Origin of the sequence: Ottowia sp. VDI28 (assembly GCF_049532675.1) — a bacterium.
Taxonomy (GTDB): Bacteria; Pseudomonadota; Gammaproteobacteria; order Burkholderiales; family Burkholderiaceae_C; genus Ottowia.
The window spans coordinates 5,954,423-5,970,946 of sequence record NZ_CP149820.1 but is presented as its reverse complement, the minus strand read 5'-3'; the positions used below and the strand labels follow the sequence as shown (position 1 = coordinate 5,970,946).

Below are 16,524 nucleotides of genomic sequence, written 5' to 3'. Positions count from 1 at the left end.
CCGTCTTCATATAGAGGAAGACGGCTGAACGCGGGCTCCATTCATCCGTCACTGTTGGTGTGTGAGCATCAGATCCAGGTTCTGGACCGCGGCGCCGGAGGCGCCTTTGCCAAGGTTATCAAAAACCGCAGACAGCAGAACCTGCCCATGCGCTTCGTTCTGAAAAACGCTTAAGTACATGTCGTTCGTGCCGTTCAGCACTTGCGGATCCAGATGCTTCAAAGCGCTCGACTCGCTCAGCGGCAACACGCTGACATGAGGCATCCCGGCATAGTGGCGCGAGAGGCAGGTATGTAGCACGCGGCCATCGACGCCCGGTGCCAATAGCCGCAGCGCCAATGGCACCGTCAGCACGATCCCCTGGCGGAACGCGCCGTACGCGGGGACAAAAATAGGACGCTGCGCGAGCCCCGCGTGCTGCTGGATCTCTGGCGTGTGCTTGTGCGCAAGTTCCAGGCCATAGACTTGGAACGCAGGCGCACTGATGGCTTCCGGTCCTTCGTGCTTCTCCACGCCGGCCCGCCCTTGCCCTGAATAGCCGGATACCGCATGAATGCTGATCGGATAGTGATCTGGCAGGAGCCCAGCTTGCACCAGAGGGTGCAGCAAGCCAATCGCGCCGGTTGGATAGCAGCCGGGATTGGTGACCCGGCGTGCACGCGCAATGCGTTCAGACTGGCCCTTGGTCATTTCCGGAAACCCGTAGGTCCAATCCGGATGGGTACGGTGCGCGGAACTGGCGTCGATCACTCTGACGGCAGGATTGGTGATGCTGTTTGCGGCCTCGCGCGCGGCGGCATCGGGCAAGCAGAGGATGGCGATGTCGCAGGCGTTGATGGCTTCCGCGCGGCGCTGCGGATCTTTACGGTCTGCAGCGGGAAGCGTGAACAGCCTGATGTCGGTCCGGTTGCGCAACCGTTCGTGGATTTGCAAGCCGGTCGTGCCCTGGTCGCCGTCGATGAAAACAATGGGGGAGCTCATACGAGGAATACTCCGTGACTGTGTGCCATATCTTGTGGAATGAGCCCTTATGTTCCTCGGATAGATAAAATAAGGAAAGTTGAATTTCACAAAGTTGATATTCAGTTTCTATGAATCTGAGCATCTATCTTCTATTCATCTATCTGTATGCGAGAAATCAGCCTGGACCGCTTGCGCACCTTGGTCGCCATTGCCGACCGTGGTTCGTTTGTCGAGGCGGCGCGTGCCTTGCACCTGGCGCCGCCCACGGTCAGCCTCCACATCGCTGAGTTGGAAGACCGTATTGGAGCGCCGCTGTTGTCACGCAAGCGCGGGCACATCAAGCCGTCAGCCATCGGCGAAGTGCTGGTGGAGCGCGCACGCCGGTTGCTGGACGATGCAGAAAAGACGCTGGACGATATTCAGCGCCAGGTGCAGGGGCTTGAGGGGCGCGCGCGGCTAGGTGCGTCGACGGGTGTGATCGCGCACCTGTTGCCGCAGGCACTCGAAGTGCTGCGCCAGCAGCATCCTGGCATCGACATCCAGATCGCCGTGCTCACTTCGCAGGAAACGCTGTCGCGGTTGGCCGATGGGACGCTGGATGTCGGGCTGATCGCGCTGCCCCAGCCCCCAGTGGCGGGTCTCGTGATCAAGCCTTGGCGCCGCGACCCGGTGATGGCCTTTGTGCCGGCACATTGGCAATGCCCGGCCCGTATCACGCCAGAATGGCTCGCCACCCAGCCGCTTATTCTCAATGACGCCACCACGCGTCTTTCTCGCCAGACGGCAGAATGGTTCGCTGCCGGCGGCCACCATCCTGTGCCGCGCATCCAGCTCAACTACAACGACGCCATCAAGAGCCTGGTGGCGGCGGGCTATGGCGCAACACTGTTGCCTCATGAGGCCACTTCGCCGCTACCCGAGAAGCGCATTGTCATGCGCCCGCTGCGCCCGGCGTTGTGGCGGCGGCTCGGCATTGCTCATCGCGCGGGGTATGTCGAACGTTCCACGCAGCACGTGCTCGATGTGCTGTGGGATCTGCGATTGGTGTAGACGCCGCAACTGACCGCCGTTGTTTTTGAATATCGATCCCATCCGGGCATAAGCTCAAATGTTGACCATCATTCGCTTCATTTCACCGCTGGCTGTTCTGCTTTGGTCGTCATTGAGTTTTGCGCAGACACTGAGTTTGACGTTTGATGATGGGCTGAATCCCGACACGCAAACCCAGGCCGAAGTTTGGAATCAGAAAATCATTGCCGTCCTTAAGGATGCGGGCATCACGGCGATGGTGTTTCCCTCGCTCGCACGCATCGGCGGCGACCAAGGCATGAGCCTCATCATGGAGTGGGCCCAAGCTGGCCATGCGGTGGGCAATCACACCGCCTCACACAGAAGTCTTGCCGCCAAGGATATGACGCTCGCCGACTTCATCTTGGACGTCGAGAAGGCTGATGCAGCGCTAAATCACTTTCCGACGTGGGTGCCCATGCTTCGTTTCCCGTACCTGAAAGAAGGCGATACGCTGGAAAAGCGCGACGGCTTCCGGTCGTGGATGAACGCCCATAAGTACAGGCCGGCCCCAGTCTCCATCGATGCCAGCGACTGGTATTACAACCAAATCTATTCCACGCTATTGAAGGCTGGTTTGCAGGAAAAAGCCGTCCGGGTCAAGGCGGCATACATCGAACACCTGTTGGACCGGGCGTCTTACTACGATGGATTGGCAAAGCAGGTTCTAGGTCGCAGTCCATTGCACGTGATGCTGCTGCATACCAGCGAAATCAACGCGGCGGCTCTGCCGGAAATCGTGGCAGCTTTCAGAAAACGCGGCTGGGCGTTTGTACCGCCAATGACCGCTTTTGACGACCCGGTCTATACCTCGCCACCCGATACGTTGCCAGCTGGCGAAAGTGTCATATGGGCAAATGCGAAAGTCCATGGCGTTGCTGGGTTGCGCTACCCCGCCGAGGATTCGGTCTATGAAGAACCTAAGCTCCGTTCAGCGGGGCTGCTGCCCTAGCGGTCACCTCTGAGGCGAGACCGGCGTTTGGCGGTTGACTCTCTTCTTCCGCCTGAGCGCAAAAAAGGGCTGCTCATAGCGCAACGCTGTTGTCTCACGAGGCCGTTTGCCGCTAACCAAAACACGCATGCGATCAAGATTGGCCTTACTCAATGTGGCCTCGTCACGAGACAGATTGAACCAACTTTCGATCTGCGTGCCCATTGTCCACAACTGGACACAGTGTTCCGCACTCAGTTTCCGCTCATTGTCTTCCTGCTTCGTGCGAACAGGCGACTGCCACGCTTCTCGAGGTATTCCTTGAGCAAGTCTTGGGGCGCTATGTCCAAGGCTTCTGCGAATTCCACCAGTTCTACAGCGTCGATACGGCGCTCCCCACGCTCGCACTTCGACACGAAGGTCTGCGTATTCCTCAGGCGCTCAGCCAGTTCGACCTGTGACACACCCATGCGCTTGCGAGCCGTCTTGAGGACAGACAGCAAGAGCTGGTAGTCAGTGTTATGGGTCGAGCGGGACATCGCGCAGTGACTTGAAGGTCATTGCACGTTAAAGTCCGTTTCGGAATAGTCCAAAATAGACTATTCTTTACATGTCTCTCGTGGTCGACCCGCACCTGCTCTATCAGGGAGGCTGCGTCAGGCCATGGAGGAGAGGGTCTCAAGCCAGTTGCCGGCGCCTACGTCTGCAAGCGATTTCGGCTGAGAAGAATTTTTTGGGACTTTAGGAGGGCATCTTTATTTCAATATGACTAAGGCATATGAAGACGAGTGGCGAATAAAAAACAAACGAAAGGAGTGATGAATGAGGAAGATCTTGTTATTGAAATTGCCGACGGCGGGACCAGTTGGCTGCCGATCTGTTACCTGTTGCCGAGCACCGGTGCGATTAGATTGAGATGGCCGTATATAGATCAGAGATATAAGGAATTAAGATTTTCTCGTATCTCTTAATGAATCGAAAATTCCTACAGACCTGCTAGATGACTGACTGAAAGCAGAATCGCTTATTGATTTATATGTCAGATTTACGGCCTCTGAAGGTCTCTTTTTAGATAGGGATTTTAGTGGAATTAAATCTGTGCGAAATAAATTTCACTTATATATTTAAATGGATTGAATAAAATGAAAAAAACTTTGGTAGCTGCGCTATTAGCTTCTTTTGTGGTTATTGGATGCGGTGGTGGTGGCGATAGCGATCAAGACCTTGACCCGATTGATAGCCCATATAGCACCTTGATCGGCACTGATCCTCTCGTGAGGATGTCCTTTGCTTCGTGTTCAGCAGTTGGCATAAATACGTTTGCAATTGACACGGCCCCGAGAGATAACGGGATTTTCATGTCCTTCCGAGATCGTTCAAGTGGATCTGTCGTGCTAGAGGCGACTCTGACGTATCAATCGGGTGACAACACAAATGGTTTTCGCTTTTCTGGAAGCTTAAGAGATCTAGGAACAGGTCAGGTAGCCGATGTGAGTTCGGCTGTACTTAAGAACAATTCAACTACGTCAGAAGTGAACTTGGCGGGCAAGATTCACGCTACCAATCGAGGGTGTGCATCAGATATTACTATTATTGAAATTTAAAAAATCGGGCGAGTAGCGCTCCATTGAACGGCTGATGAAAAGTTGGCAGCTTAGATGCTTGATAAAATGGAAATCTGCTCGCTCGAATCTCTCGTTGTCTATGTTCTATTTTCATGAGAAAGAAGTTTGACGGTAAATGAAAGCGGATAGTGCAATATGCTTGGGTTCGTGCTCGTGACAATGAGCTCTCAAGCGAGCGGCATATGGGGGCAGCTAGTGCGCTGACCCGAGCAAGCCATGGTGCAATGGCCTTTGACGGACTTCGAGGTTGCAGAGCCGTTCAGGCGGGCGGACGCTGTTCAGGCTCCAGATGACGGCGCTTTTGTCGATGCGTCAACGTGGCATGGCGTGACGGTTCTGCCTAGGCTGAGTGTGCCTTTTTAGGCCTAGACGAGATCCTCTACATTCCTCGGCTTGAGGAGGGGGCGCTAGATCTCGATCAACCGCTGAGGGCTACGCGGAAGGCGATGAAGGTGCGAACGCGACCACTGCAACTTACGTGCTGATTCACACTAGGGGCCTTTCAAACATTGTGGGGCCTGAGACCTCGTTGAGAACCTAATTTGTGCCCGGTGAACGGGTCAGCTATAGCAGCAGCCACTTGCTCACCGTCAGTCTGCCATGCTTGACCCCAAAGAACAGTGCCAATCAGTCGATCTCGCCGGTTTAGGCACGGGCACGCTTGGTTGATTTACTGAGCGGCACATCTTTTCTGCGAACTTACTTGAACGCAGCCTTTGCTAACGAAACAACATTCCTGCAGATTCATAAAGTTTATGTTCATAATCTTTGCTTATGCAAGTGAGGCAAACATTGAGTCCCGACGGCGCCTCTGGCGCGGCGGAGCCGTTGCTGCGTTGGGCCGGTAGCAAGAAAAAGCTGTTGCCCTTGCTGCTTGCCGCGGTGCCCGAGGATGCAAACCGCTACATCGAGCCGTTCGCAGGCTCGGCAGTGCTGTTCCTGCGACTGCGTGTAGAGGACGCCATCCTTGGGGACCTGAATCGATCTCTCATCGAGACGTACCGCATTGTTCAGCGCTGTCCGCGTGCGGTGTGGAAGCGCGCGTCGCAATTTGGCAGCAATCCAGAGGACTATTACAAGCTTAGGGCGGTGCCACGAGAGCGGTTGAACGCCTTCGACCGCGCAGCCCAGTTCGTGTACCTGAATAGGTATTGCTTCAATGGCGTCTATCGAACAAACCGCGCAGGTCAATTCAACGTCGCACGAGGAAAGGGTCATCTTTTCATGCCAAGCCTTGAGGCTTTTCAGGCGTTCGCCAAGCTATTGAAGGTCGCTGAGCTGCGCTGCAGCGACTTTGAAGAGATTCTCGAGGAGGCCCGAAACGGTGACTTTGTTTATCTAGATCCGCCTTACGCCTTGGGCGACAAGCGGGATCGGGGCGAGTACGGTTGTGACGCATTCAGAGAGAAAGATGAGAGGCGGTTGATTGCATCGCTCCGGGCGGCAGACCGTCGCGGCGCGAAAGTGCTCCTCTCATACTCACCTGCAGACACCGTCTTACAGGGTCTTAATAAATGGCGGCGTCGCGATCTTACCGTGGCGCGCAACGTTGCTGGATTTACGTCGGCACGCCGTCACGCGGCCGAAGTGCTTCTTTCCAACTACGATTGGCAGCACGACTAACAATACACAAAATCAATATTAAAAGGGGGCGCTCGTGGAGGATGCCGATGGGCATGATGGACAAGTCGTGGAGGCAGTGTTTGCCGTACTGGGTGACCCGCACTTCGCCCATGCGGCAGGTGCGCGGACGCACCTGAAAATCAAGCCTACGGGTGAATTGGCGAGCGAAAGTCCAAAGCAGAATCCATGGGCAGGGCTAAACGAGCTCGTTGCCACGCAGTCCTTGACGGCAGACGCGGTTCTTTGTCCGGGCGATATCGCGTTCCAAAATGACGGTTTGACGCTTGCCGCGGGGTGGAAGCACTTGGTTGACCTAGGCAAGCGGTTGCAAAGCGAGCACGTACTGTGTGCGACTGGCAATCATGATGTCACCTCTCGCAGCCTGGAAGCCAAAGTTCACGAGAATGTCATCGCGAACCTGAAAGCCGGCCTGGGGCCCTTCGAACCGCTGAAGGTTCTCAAGCCCCCGTATCCGTCGGTGACGCGGGGCGACGACGATGGGGCCAAGGGGCGAGATCATCGGGTACGGTACTTCGGAGCAGGGCTTGTCCTAGTTCAGGCCGAGAAATATCAGGTGTTACTCGTCAACAGTTGCAGCGAACACGGTCACGATAAGTTCGAGCACGAGCGAGGTACATTCCCAAAGTCAGCGGTGGCGGAGCTGGAGTTGGCGTTGCAGCAATGCGATCATCGCAAAATCAGCATCGCGATCATGCATCATCCGCCTGAGCCGCACACCCAGAACGGCGAAGGCGCGCACGACTTCATCGACAACGGCCAAGAGCTCCTGCGACTGCTGTCTGAAGAGGGTAATTGGCTGGTGATCCACGGCCACAAGCACGAAGCGAGACTGGGAATCTCTGCGGGTAATGGCGAACAGCCGTTCGTGTTCGGCGCGGCAAGCCTTGCGTTCTATATCAGCGAACTGGCGGGGACCTTTCAGAACCAGTTTTACCTGCTCACAGTCAGGCTGGATTCTCGCGGCATCACTGGGCGGTTTCGCACCTGGGACTGGGCGCAAGGGAAGGGCTGGCAGCCCGCAATCTCTGACGGCAACAGCATCTACAACGGTGCATCATTTGGCGCTCGAGATCCCGGAAGAGTTATTGTCGAGATCGCGAGTCTCAAGGATCTTCCGATGGACTGGTCAGATGTTATCCAGCATGTTCCCGAGGCTGACCTGCTGACGCCAGAGTCGCGCAATTACGTTAAAAAGCAGCTCGATCGTCGACATGGTCTAAATATCCATGCAGACAGAGACGGCCGATGGCTGACGCTAGAGAGGAAAGCCTCATGAGTCAGGGTTTCCTGGAGCCATTCAACGCCAAAGCAATGAGCTTTGCGGATGTGGCTCGCACGTTCGTGCCATCCACGAAGTTTGCGCTTCTGGCTGGACCGTGGAACTCGGTGTTGGTCGGACCTCGGGGCGGCGGTAAGACGACGCTTCTGAAGATGCTGAGCGCTGAGGGACAAGCGGCCTGGAGTGGTCCGCAAGCGGATGAGGTCAAGTCTACACTCGGCTATACCGGAGTTTACGTTCCTTCCGACATAGCGTGGGGCACGATGCTCGAGTCGCTGCAGCGCTCGGGCCAGAACGAACAGGTGGGCATCCTGTTCTCGGAGGCCGCGTTCGTGACGCACGTATTGCTGGCGGTTGCCAACGGGATTGAGCGGCATGTTCGTTTGAACCCCGTTCGGCGCGGCAACGATATCGTTGATGGCGAGCTGCGTCCGACGCAGACCGAGCTGGAGGTCGCGATCAAGTCTATTGCGGCGTTGTGGCGCCTCAAGCCGATTTCGTTGTCCCCAGCCAGCTTGGTGGAAGCGCTGCGCCTCCGTCTGCTGGACATCAAGAGCCAAGCGCATCTATGCGCATCGTTGGGACCGGAGGTGGTCGGGGAAACAGCTGTTCGCAGCTGCGATTATCTTGGTCTCGACATGTTGGAAGCAACCTCCCAGGGGCTGCAGACATTTGACGCCTTGTATTGCCGGTCGGACCATCGTTGGTGCCTGCTCCTTGACGAGTTCGAGGTGGCGCCGATGCATTTGCAGCAGATGGTGCTAGCGTCTATGCGAGCGAGCGGTGGTCAGAAGCTCTTGCTAAAGGTCGCACTGGCACCGTGCGGACCTGAGGTGCTCTACCAGCGAGACGTTGCCGCTCCAAGCCAACTCAACGACGTTCGACAGGTCGAGCTTTGGTACGCGGACAAGGCAGAGGCCAGCGAGTTCTGCAAGAACGTGTTCCTTTCAAGAAGTCAGTCTTATATAGGGCTGAGCGGTGAAACCCCTAACAACGTGTTCGGCACGTCTGCTTACCCGGTGGTCGACGAGGGTGAAGAAGCGGAGCAGTTGGGATTGTTCGCAGGGGCTACGCGTGCAGCGGCCAAGCAGATCAAGCATCACTTTGTCTCACTCGCAGAGAAGGACGCTTCCTTCGTCAGATTTCTCGAACGTAAGGGAATCGACCTTACGCGGGAACTTGGGATGCAGCCTAGCGACTTGAACGGCAACACTCTGCGCAAGGTCGCACCGCTGGTTGCATTCCGGAGCGCTTACCGAGGCAGGTCAGAAGGACGCAAGCGTGGCGTGAAGCCGTTCAACGCCACCTATGCGGGTTGGGAGTCTCTGTCGGCGATTAGCGAGGGCAATCCACGTTGGCTGATCGGTCTGATCACACGCATCCTGTCCCATGCTGACCCCGGGCAGCTTCCTGTGCCAGTGCCTCGGCAGACGGAAGGGGTGCTCTGGAACTGCCAGCGGTATTCTGAGATGTTACAGTCCCTGGCCAGTGAGCAGTTCCACTCAATCAAGACTTCTGCATCGGTTTTCCAAGTGCTGGAGAAGATAGGTGACTACTTTCATGACCGTTTGGTCACTGCCGACTTTGTCGAGGATCCTCCGTTGTCTTTCATCGTCGACAACGACGTCGACGATGACGTCGAGAACGCCTTGCGGATCGCGACGAACCATGGCGCAATCGTTTGCTTTGAATCGGCCGCGACGGTTGGTGGATACCGGTCGCTTAGGGGCAAGCGCTTCAGATTGACTTATCTCCTAGCGCCGATCTTCAAGTTGCCGATGCGGAAGTCAAAACCAGTGTCCTTGTCTGCGATCCTCAATCCACCTCCCGTGGAGCGAAAGAGTGAAGCGAAAGTTGTTGAATCGCCACCGGAGCAATCCGGGGCGTGGAAGCAGGATGGGTTATTTTGAAGCTGGCCATCCGAAACCTCACGCAAGTAAACATCGAAGGCAAGGCAACTTCTGCTGCGCTTAGCAGCGAGCCTGCACTGATCATTGTCGGAGACGGCGAAGGCCGGCGGAGACGGAATCTGCTGATGCTGCTGACGGCCGAGGGTGATCTGAACGCGCGGATGATTGCGGTTGGATATGGAGTCGAAGGTGAAGCCCGGTTCTCGAAGCGCCTCGAGGTTGAACGTCTGACATGTCGCGACACATGCGATGCCATCCGCGCCCTCTCGCGCAACAGCAACGACACGGTTTCGATATTTGTCGACGTGTCTTGTCTGTCGCGCCAGCAGATGGGCGCTATTTTTTCGGAGATCAAGAGACTTGCACACAGCGGGCCGGTGGACCTTCAGATCGGCTACAGCTTGGCGCGCTATGTGAAGCCAACTGCCCAATGGTCCTCCGCCATCCGCCGGATTGCACCGGTGAACGACGAGTTCGCGGGTTGGACGGCAGCGCCAGACAACCCGATCGAGCTAATCGTGGCGTTGGGTTACGAGAAGGGCAAAGCTATCGGTGCGGCGGAGTATTTGGAGCCGGGGGACACCTGGCTGTTCGTTCCGACCTCTCCTGAAGAGAAATATCTAGAGGAGGTGCAGGAGCAGAACAAGGATCTGCTGCAGGAGTTGAATGGCAAGCAGATCGAATATGGGGTGATGGAGCCCGTCGATGCCTACCACTCGCTTCTGTCTCTCGTACGCGGGACTCGACGTACTGCGCGTCCTATCCTGCTTCCATTTGGGCCGAAAGTGTTCTTCGCACTATCTCTTCTGGTAGCTATGATCATTGAGGAGACCGCAGTCTGGTTCGTTGACGGAGAGAACACGTCCAGCACGGATCAAGGCCAGCCCTCGCCTCACGCCGTCATATTAAGCTGTCGAATCGAACCAGTCGCCGAGATACCAGACGCTGTCTGATTGGGGCAATTGACGCTTGGCCGAGCAGTGTGAGGAGCGCGTCAAGGCGCTAACGCCAAGAAATGGACCAAGTGTCTGCCGACAGCAAAATTGCTTGATCGTGTTCGTGGGGGCGGTCGCTTCCGGCCATGCCCCGCCAACGCATTTGCGCTGCCGTGTAGCCCAGGAGCAACCTAACTTTGCCGCGAAAACTCTCAACGCTGAGCCTAGAGTAAGCCCTGATTTGCCCTCGCTTACACCCTGTTGGTCAAACAACCGGTCGACCTCACCCCAAGCCCCAAACAGCTGTCGACGAGAATCTGTTCGTGGACTATGCCGAACCGGCGTTGATATTGGCTAATGGCGGGCGCTGACAGGTGTCGATGGCGGCCATAGGCGCGTCGAACTATACGTTTGCCTGCGTGACGATTGCCTACCGCGATTCGCTCCTGGCTGGGGACTACGCTTCCTACGCGAGGTGCCGCAGATGATCGCGCCCCTCAACTTCCATGTGCCCATCGGATGGGCGGTTGCAGCCAAAGTAGTGCTCGGGCAGGCGACGGCGAATAACTCTGTCTAGCGTGAAGCGGACATCGTTTCCTGGGAGCCGCTCTGCGGCGATTGTTGCGATTTCAGTTGCAGTGTGAACTCTCACCACATATGCTCCAGGGCCATTGTTGCCGACGGCCTTGCAGTGAATGCTAGTGGTTGTGACTGGCCTTCTTTATGTTTACCGTTTCAGTCATCTAGGGGTTCCTCGGCCAGGTTAAGTAAGTTGAGAGCTATTCCCCGACGGAGGGGGTTTCCACTCGCCCATCGGGATGTTTGGCAAATCGACTGGACTTGCCATGCGTATGGGCATGTGACGGCCAGGGCCAGCCGCCGTACTCGGTACGCTGAAAATCCTGGATCGCTTGCACCAACTCTTGCTGGTTGTTCATCACGAAGGGGCCGTGCGCAGCCGCTGGTTCACCAATCGGCTTGCCTTGTAGCAGAAGGACTTCAACTACTTCCGTACCTTGGTTCTGCAGTGGGGCTTGCGCGTCGGCGCGGACTTCCACCACCACGCGTTGGTTGAAGGCGTGGCCATCTACCGTCAAGGTGCTGCCGGTGGTCAGATACAGGGCACGCCGCGCCTGGCTGCTGGCGGCAGGCAAGGTCAGGTTGGCTCCGGGTTCCAAGCGGATGATCCAGATGGCGACGTCGGCCTCTGCTTCGCTGGCCCAGGAGTTGGGCGGAGGTGCTAGGGCTTTGACCAGTGATTGACCGCCTGCGGCAGCCGCGTCGACCGGGGCATAGTTGCCCGCGATGACTTCCACTTCGCTGCGTCGACCTTGCGCGTCAATCTGCACGACGTGCGGGATGTCGTGAGCCCAGAACATCGTGAAGTCGGGCGGGGCCATTTTCTTCTTGCCGGGTAGGTTCAGCCAGATCTGGAACAGATCGAGCGTGTTGTCCTTGTCTTCGTGCACCATGGGGAACATCTCGCCGTGCTGCACGCCGCTGCCGGTGGTGAGCCACTGCACATCACCCTCGCCATAGCGAGCGGTGGCACCCAGGGAGTCGGCATGGTCGACCAGGCCTTTCCGGACGATGGTCACGGTTTCGAAGCCGCGGTGCGGGTGGGCGGGGAAGCCGGGGATTTTGTCGCCGTGGTACATGCTCCAGCCGTCCTGGCGGCTGAAATCCATGCCGATGTCGCGGCCCTTCAGCAAGGTGGGGTCTGGGCCGAGCTGGCCATTCCCGGCGGGGTAGTGGTCTTGGTGGTAGGCGCCGAAGATGAAAGGGTCGATGCCGGGGAAGGTTTGCTCCAGGGCTTGGGCGCCGAGGATGACGCTGGATGGGGCTTTCATGGGAGGTCCTATGGGAGCGATTGGTAGGGGCGACTGGGGCTCCGTTTAATGGATATAGATGGTGGTCGGGTAGGGGAATGCAATAGGTGGGTGCTAGGGGCGGGTGAAGGCACTGGTTGCTGAATGGAGGAGGGCGGAGCTACTATCGCTTTCTTGACCGGCTCTCTAAGTGGGCCGGCTTCTTCACGAAAGACCGTCCATGCAAGAGATTTCTGCTCTGATCGGCGTTATTGCCGCGCTGACTGTGGGTGTCATCAGCCCTGGGCCCAGCTTTGTCATGGTGGCGCGGACGGCGGTTTCTACCTCGCGGTCCAATGGGCTGATGGCGGCCCTGGGGATGGGATTCGGGGGTGTTCTTTTTGGATCCGCGGCGCTTTTGGGGCTGCAGGCTGTGCTGCTGGCGGTTCCGTCGCTCTATTTGATTCTCAAGGTGGCCGGGGGCTTTATCTGGCTTACTTGGGGTTCAGGATCTGGCGCGGGGCCAAGGTGCCGCTCGCGGTTTCCGATGAGCTGCTTGGGCGTGGTGCTTCGAGGAAGAAATCACTGGCGCTGGGATTTGCGACGCAGGTTAGCAATCCGAAGACGGCGATTGTTTATGCGAGCGTTTTTGCGGCGTTTCTGCCCAAGGCGCCGTCCTTGGGGTTTAGCGCGGTGTTGATCGCTTGCGTGTTCCTGATTGAGGCGGGGTGGTATTCGATCGTCGCCTATGCGTTGTCTTCGGAGCGGCCGCGGCGGGCTTATTTGCGCTTCAAGGCGGGGATCGATCGGATGGCGGGGGGCGTCATGATGCTATTGGGGCTGCGGTTGGTTTTGTCGGCGCATCGGGCTTGATGGGCGATTGATGGCTCGGAGAGGACGGGGGCGCTGTCGCTGGATTCCCGCCTGCGCGGGAATGACGAAAGAAACAATGCGGTGAATACACGCTCAGTGTGAACGGGCTGGGTTTAACTGAACGGGATTGGGGCTAGCTTAACTGTGCTTGAGCGGGCGGCCATCACGCATCAGAAGAGATTCGCGCAAGGCGTTGGCTGCATCATTCAGATCGCCGTCGTTGAGGATGCTCAGAGCGTCGGGCGGTAGCTGGAGCGGAACGGCGCGGGACAGGCGCAGGGCGATGGCTTCCTGGGTTTCGCGTCCTCGGGCGGCCAGTCTTTTGGTCAACACCTCTATGGATGCGCTGATCTGGACGACGGTGGCCTGCGGCCACTGCCGCAAAAAGTCAGTAAGGTAGGCGCGCGAACCGTTGACGAAGACCCAGCGTCCGGCGCTCAACTGCTTCAGTTCTTCATGGCGCACACCATACGAGAGGCCATTGGCCGTCCAGTGCATGGCGAAGGCCTGGGCTTGGCAAAGCTGCTGGAAGGTGGGGGCGTTGACGGCCTCGTGCTGTTCTCCGCCCGCATCGGCAGGGCGGGTGATGGTTCTGGTGGCCCAGTGCGCAGGAGCGTGGGCGGGCCATGCTTCGCGCAGTTTGCCAAGAACGCTGTCCTTACCTGCTCCGGATGGGCCGATGATGTAAACAAGGCGATGGTTCAAGGCTGAAACTCCATTTGCTCCAACAGCTGAAACGGGGCGCCGGGCTCGGGCTCAATGAAGATGGAAAGCCGATCCACATGGCAGGGCGGCAAGGCGTTGAAGCGCTTTGCAGCGGCTTCTGACAAGGGCAATACGGCATCCGCAGGCAATGGCCCCGTCAGAGAAAAATGGAATCGGAAGTGCTGCATCACATAGGGGTAGCCCCAGGCTTGCAGCAACTCGTCTTGCTCGGGCGTCAGCCGGCTTTTGCGGCGCCGCGCCAGTTCACTGTCGGTCAGCGGTGCTGCCAATGGATGAAGCTGCCGCACGCAATCGGCGGCAAGCTCTTCGAGCATGGGCTGGGCATGCGCGGGCCGAAGCGCCAGAAAATTTCCCATGAGGGTGACCTGAAGCGGTGCGAGGTCGAATGGCGCACGGCCTGCGCATAGCTGGCGCATCGCTTGCCGCAGCGAATCAAGGTCGTGCCCAGCCGCCAACTGAAACGGTGCCTTGAGCGTGGCGTGCCATCCGTAGCGGCGAGGGTCCGACGTCAGCTCGCTCAGGGCCGATGGCGTCAGCCCTTCGACATGCGGCGGCGGGAAAGCCTGGCCGGTCGAAGCGCAGCGGCCAATCCATTCGCTGCCTGCTCGCCACCAACCCGAGTGAACATCCGGCGCGAAGTAGATGGCTACCCGATAGCATCTTGAAACATGACCCCCACGCTCCCTCGCTTCGCGTAGTGCGCTGCCCCCCGAGGGGGTTGCTCTTTCATCTTGGGAGCGGCCCGGCGATGAAAGCTCATAGGTCATGGCCGTGATCCACTGTAAGGGTGACGCGGTCACCCGCGAACCAGGCGCTGGCGTATTCGATGGGCTCGCCATTCATGTCGATGTTGACGCTGGTGACATGGAGCGTGGGCCGGCCGGCGGGCTGTTGCAGATGCGAGGCCACTTCGGCGGCGGGCATGCGGGCCGAGATCCGGCTTTGGCGGCGGGTGTAGTCGGTGATACCGAAACGATCGAACGATTGCGTGATGGAGCCCGTTTCCTGCAGGTACGCATCAAGGCCTTCGAAGCGCGGCAAGGGGAAGTAGCGGTCGCTGACGTGCAGAGGCTGCCCGCCGCCATCGCCCAGCACCACCAGATGAAGTACCGGCTTGCCTACAGGTAGGCGCAGCGCCTTGGCGACTTCGGTGTCCGCTTTTTCATGGGAGGTGGCCAGCACGCGCATGCCGCCTCTTACGCCTGCCTGGGCCAGGCTTTGCCGGTATCTGGTGCGCTTGCGCAGGACCAGATCAACCGCGAATTCTTCCACGTAAGTACCGCTGCCTTGCGTGGAGCGGACCAGGCCGAGCTGGCCCAGTGTGGCCAGGGACCGCCGCACGGTGTGCCGGTTCACGCCGTACTGCGTGGCCAGGTGCTGCTCCGAAGGCAAGCGGTCTCCCGGCGCGTAAACGCCTCGGCCGATGGCATCGGCAATCTCATGCGCGATGCGGGCCCAGAAGCTGTGCGTGGGATCTGGCAGTGCCAGCGGTAATGGATCGGAACTGATGGTTCTTGTCATGAAAGCTACACAGGCGCCCTCTAAGCTTCAGGGCATTGGAAAGTTGTCTATACAAATTACAGGATAACGTTACCGTGTTTCAAGCGTTTGACAAGCTGAGCTCCGGCCGTGGTTTATCGCGGCCAGACTGGATGGCGTTGCTGGCTCGCGCGCCATTGCCGCTGCTGGAGTCTGCATTGCTGCCTCTTCAATCGGAGCGCCGTACCGAATGGTTGCGGCGGCCGGAAACCGGGCTGTACATGGTGCAGGGCCGAACCGGCGGAACCGGCGAACGATTCAACCTGGGCGAAGTCACCGTGACGCGCTGCGCATTGCGCAGCGTGAAGGAAGACGCTTCGCAAGCCCCGGCGGGCGTGGCCTATGTGCTGGGGCGGCAACACCGGCAAGCCGAGCTGGCGGCGCTGGCTGATGCCTTGCTGCAGGAGGGGGCGCACCAGGAGGAACTGGTCAGCGGCTTGCTGGTATCGGTCAGCCAATACCTGGCCGCGCAAAAGGCCGAGAAGCAGGCGCAGGTGCAATCCACCAAGGTGAACTTCTTCACGGTAGCCCGTGAAGCAGGTGATGGCGCAGACGAGGAGGAAGCAGAATGAAGCAGGAAGCTTTGCAAAGGGTGCGGCCTGGATTCGAGGATCCGGTCCAGGATAGCCAGGCGGTATTCCGGCGCGTCTTGGAGGCGCTCTCGATGCCGGGGCGCGTGGTGGAGCTTCCGGTGCGCGCCACGCTGCCGGAATGCCAGGGCAGTGCTGCTGCCGCACAGACGCTGCTGGCCTTGCTGGACAGCAAGTGCAGTCTTTGGCTGTCGCCTTCGCTGCAAGGCTCGGATGCCGAGGCGTGGCTGCGGTTTCATACCGGGTGCCGCTGCGTGAGTGATCCGGCGCAGGCGCAGTTTCTCTGGCTGGCTGTGGGCGATGAATGGCCTGCATTGGCCGCGCTTCATCGCGGCACCGACGAGAGCCCCGACCAATCCGCCACTTGCATCATGGAAGTGGAGTCGATAAGCGGAACCGCAGGGCAGGCGTGGACGCTGCAAGGCCCGGGCATCCTGGGGGAGCAAGCGTTGTCGGTCCGCGGTTTGTCGGCTGATTTTGAGGACCAATGGGCCGCCAATCACGCGTTGTTTCCGCGCGGCGTCGATGTGCTGCTGGCTGTGCAAGGCCAGTTGGTGGGATTGCCTCGCACCACACGTGTGATTTCCGAGCTTGTGACCGGTCCGCGCTCGTTGGCGGCGATGGAGGCCTGAA

At 58.4% G+C, this 16,524-nt stretch carries 15 protein-coding genes and 1 pseudogene; 10 read left to right on the top strand and 6 right to left on the bottom strand.

Annotated elements, in window-relative coordinates:
- Window positions 1–48: 48 nt before the first annotated feature.
- Window positions 49–981, bottom strand: a complete 933-nt coding sequence (gene argC, locus WJU18_RS28320) for an N-acetyl-gamma-glutamyl-phosphate reductase (protein WP_423457489.1) — start codon at window positions 979–981, stop codon at window positions 49–51.
- A gap of 147 nt (window positions 982–1,128) precedes the next feature.
- Between argC and WJU18_RS28315 the strand changes: the two genes are divergently transcribed.
- Window positions 1,129–2,013: a LysR family transcriptional regulator gene (locus WJU18_RS28315; protein WP_423457487.1), complete on the top strand. Its 885-nt coding sequence runs from the start codon at window positions 1,129–1,131 to the stop codon at window positions 2,011–2,013.
- 58 nt (window positions 2,014–2,071) lie between these two features.
- Window positions 2,072–2,983 (top strand): polysaccharide deacetylase family protein, encoded by a 912-nt coding sequence (locus WJU18_RS28310; RefSeq protein WP_423457485.1) that lies wholly within the window; start codon window positions 2,072–2,074, stop codon window positions 2,981–2,983.
- 233 nt (window positions 2,984–3,216) lie between these two features.
- Here the strand turns inward: WJU18_RS28310 and WJU18_RS28305 are convergent, their stop codons facing one another.
- On the bottom strand, window positions 3,217–3,501 hold the full coding sequence (locus WJU18_RS28305) for a helix-turn-helix domain-containing protein (protein ID WP_423457483.1): 285 nt from the start codon (window positions 3,499–3,501) through the stop codon (window positions 3,217–3,219).
- A 603-nt stretch (window positions 3,502–4,104) separates the two neighbouring features.
- On the opposite strand from WJU18_RS28305, the gene WJU18_RS28300 reads away from it, so the two are divergent.
- From WJU18_RS28300 to WJU18_RS28280, 5 genes are all read left to right on the top strand, one after another.
- Window positions 4,105–4,566: a hypothetical protein gene (locus WJU18_RS28300; RefSeq protein WP_423457481.1), complete on the top strand. Its 462-nt coding sequence runs from the start codon at window positions 4,105–4,107 to the stop codon at window positions 4,564–4,566.
- An 813-nt stretch (window positions 4,567–5,379) separates the two neighbouring features.
- A complete protein-coding gene (locus WJU18_RS28295) occupies window positions 5,380–6,210 on the top strand; it encodes a DNA adenine methylase (protein ID WP_423457480.1) in 831 nt (276 codons plus the stop codon).
- 34 nt (window positions 6,211–6,244) lie between these two features.
- The gene (locus WJU18_RS28290; RefSeq protein ID WP_423457478.1) at window positions 6,245–7,507 is read left to right on the top strand and encodes a metallophosphoesterase family protein; all 1,263 of its coding nucleotides are present in this window, start codon (window positions 6,245–6,247) and stop codon (window positions 7,505–7,507) included.
- The gene (locus WJU18_RS28285; RefSeq protein ID WP_423457477.1) at window positions 7,504–9,420 is read left to right on the top strand and encodes a hypothetical protein; all 1,917 of its coding nucleotides are present in this window, start codon (window positions 7,504–7,506) and stop codon (window positions 9,418–9,420) included. The genes WJU18_RS28290 and WJU18_RS28285 overlap by 4 nt, the downstream gene beginning before the upstream one ends.
- Complete coding sequence (locus WJU18_RS28280) at window positions 9,417–10,373, top strand: hypothetical protein (protein WP_423457475.1); 957 nt, start codon at window positions 9,417–9,419, stop codon at window positions 10,371–10,373. Before WJU18_RS28285 ends, WJU18_RS28280 begins: the two co-directional genes overlap by 4 nt.
- 761 nt (window positions 10,374–11,134) lie before the next feature.
- On the opposite strand, the gene WJU18_RS28275 is transcribed toward WJU18_RS28280, so the two are convergent.
- Window positions 11,135–12,205, bottom strand: coding sequence for a pirin family protein (locus WJU18_RS28275; protein ID WP_423457474.1), 1,071 nt, complete (start codon window positions 12,203–12,205; stop codon window positions 11,135–11,137).
- 199 nt (window positions 12,206–12,404) lie between these two features.
- Here WJU18_RS28275 and WJU18_RS28270 point away from each other — a divergent pair.
- Window positions 12,405–13,036, top strand: a pseudogene (locus WJU18_RS28270) (LysE family translocator).
- A 138-nt stretch (window positions 13,037–13,174) separates the two neighbouring features.
- Here WJU18_RS28270 and phnN read toward each other — a convergent pair.
- Genes phnN through phnF form a run of 3 tightly spaced genes read right to left on the bottom strand, consistent with a single transcriptional unit; the run spans window position 13,175 to window position 15,283 of the window.
- Window positions 13,175–13,741, bottom strand: a complete 567-nt coding sequence (gene phnN, locus WJU18_RS28265) for a phosphonate metabolism protein/1,5-bisphosphokinase (PRPP-forming) PhnN (protein WP_423457472.1) — start codon at window positions 13,739–13,741, stop codon at window positions 13,175–13,177.
- Window positions 13,738–14,529 carry a DUF1045 domain-containing protein gene (locus WJU18_RS28260; protein WP_423457470.1) on the bottom strand — a complete coding sequence of 264 codons (792 nt, stop codon included), beginning with the start codon at window positions 14,527–14,529 and terminating at the stop codon, window positions 13,738–13,740. The genes phnN and WJU18_RS28260 overlap by 4 nt, the downstream gene beginning before the upstream one ends.
- Entirely contained in the window at window positions 14,519–15,283 is a 765-nt protein-coding gene (gene phnF, locus WJU18_RS28255) for a phosphonate metabolism transcriptional regulator PhnF (protein WP_423457468.1), read from the bottom strand. The genes WJU18_RS28260 and phnF overlap by 11 nt, the downstream gene beginning before the upstream one ends.
- Window positions 15,284–15,357: 74 nt before the next feature.
- Here phnF and phnG point away from each other — a divergent pair, with 74 nt between their 5' ends.
- Window positions 15,358–15,873, top strand: a complete 516-nt coding sequence (gene phnG, locus WJU18_RS28250; RefSeq protein ID WP_423457466.1) for a phosphonate C-P lyase system protein PhnG — start codon at window positions 15,358–15,360, stop codon at window positions 15,871–15,873.
- Entirely contained in the window at window positions 15,870–16,523 is a 654-nt protein-coding gene (gene phnH / locus WJU18_RS28245; RefSeq protein ID WP_423457464.1) for a phosphonate C-P lyase system protein PhnH, read from the top strand. The genes phnG and phnH overlap by 4 nt, the downstream gene beginning before the upstream one ends.
- The last annotated feature ends 1 nt before the right edge of the window (window position 16,524 follow it).

Bases quoted from the DNA above. Each gene is read 5' to 3' on its own strand.
- phnF (WP_423457468.1), bottom strand. From the start codon at position 15,283: ATGACAAGAACCATCAGTTCCGATCCATTACCGCTGGCACTGCCAGAT.
- WJU18_RS28285 (WP_423457477.1), top strand. From the start codon at position 7,504: ATGAGTCAGGGTTTCCTGGAGCCATTCAACGCCAAAGCAATGAGCTTT.
- phnH (WP_423457464.1), top strand. From the start codon at position 15,870: ATGAAGCAGGAAGCTTTGCAAAGGGTGCGGCCTGGATTCGAGGATCCG.
- WJU18_RS28260 (WP_423457470.1), bottom strand. From the start codon at position 14,529: ATGACCTATGAGCTTTCATCGCCGGGCCGCTCCCAAGATGAAAGAGCA.
- WJU18_RS28315 (WP_423457487.1), top strand. From the start codon at position 1,129: ATGCGAGAAATCAGCCTGGACCGCTTGCGCACCTTGGTCGCCATTGCC.
- WJU18_RS28305 (WP_423457483.1), bottom strand. From the start codon at position 3,501: ATGTCCCGCTCGACCCATAACACTGACTACCAGCTCTTGCTGTCTGTC.
- WJU18_RS28310 (WP_423457485.1), top strand. From the start codon at position 2,072: ATGTTGACCATCATTCGCTTCATTTCACCGCTGGCTGTTCTGCTTTGG.
- WJU18_RS28275 (WP_423457474.1), bottom strand. From the start codon at position 12,205: ATGAAAGCCCCATCCAGCGTCATCCTCGGCGCCCAAGCCCTGGAGCAA.
- WJU18_RS28300 (WP_423457481.1), top strand. From the start codon at position 4,105: ATGAAAAAAACTTTGGTAGCTGCGCTATTAGCTTCTTTTGTGGTTATT.
- argC (WP_423457489.1), bottom strand. From the start codon at position 981: ATGAGCTCCCCCATTGTTTTCATCGACGGCGACCAGGGCACGACCGGC.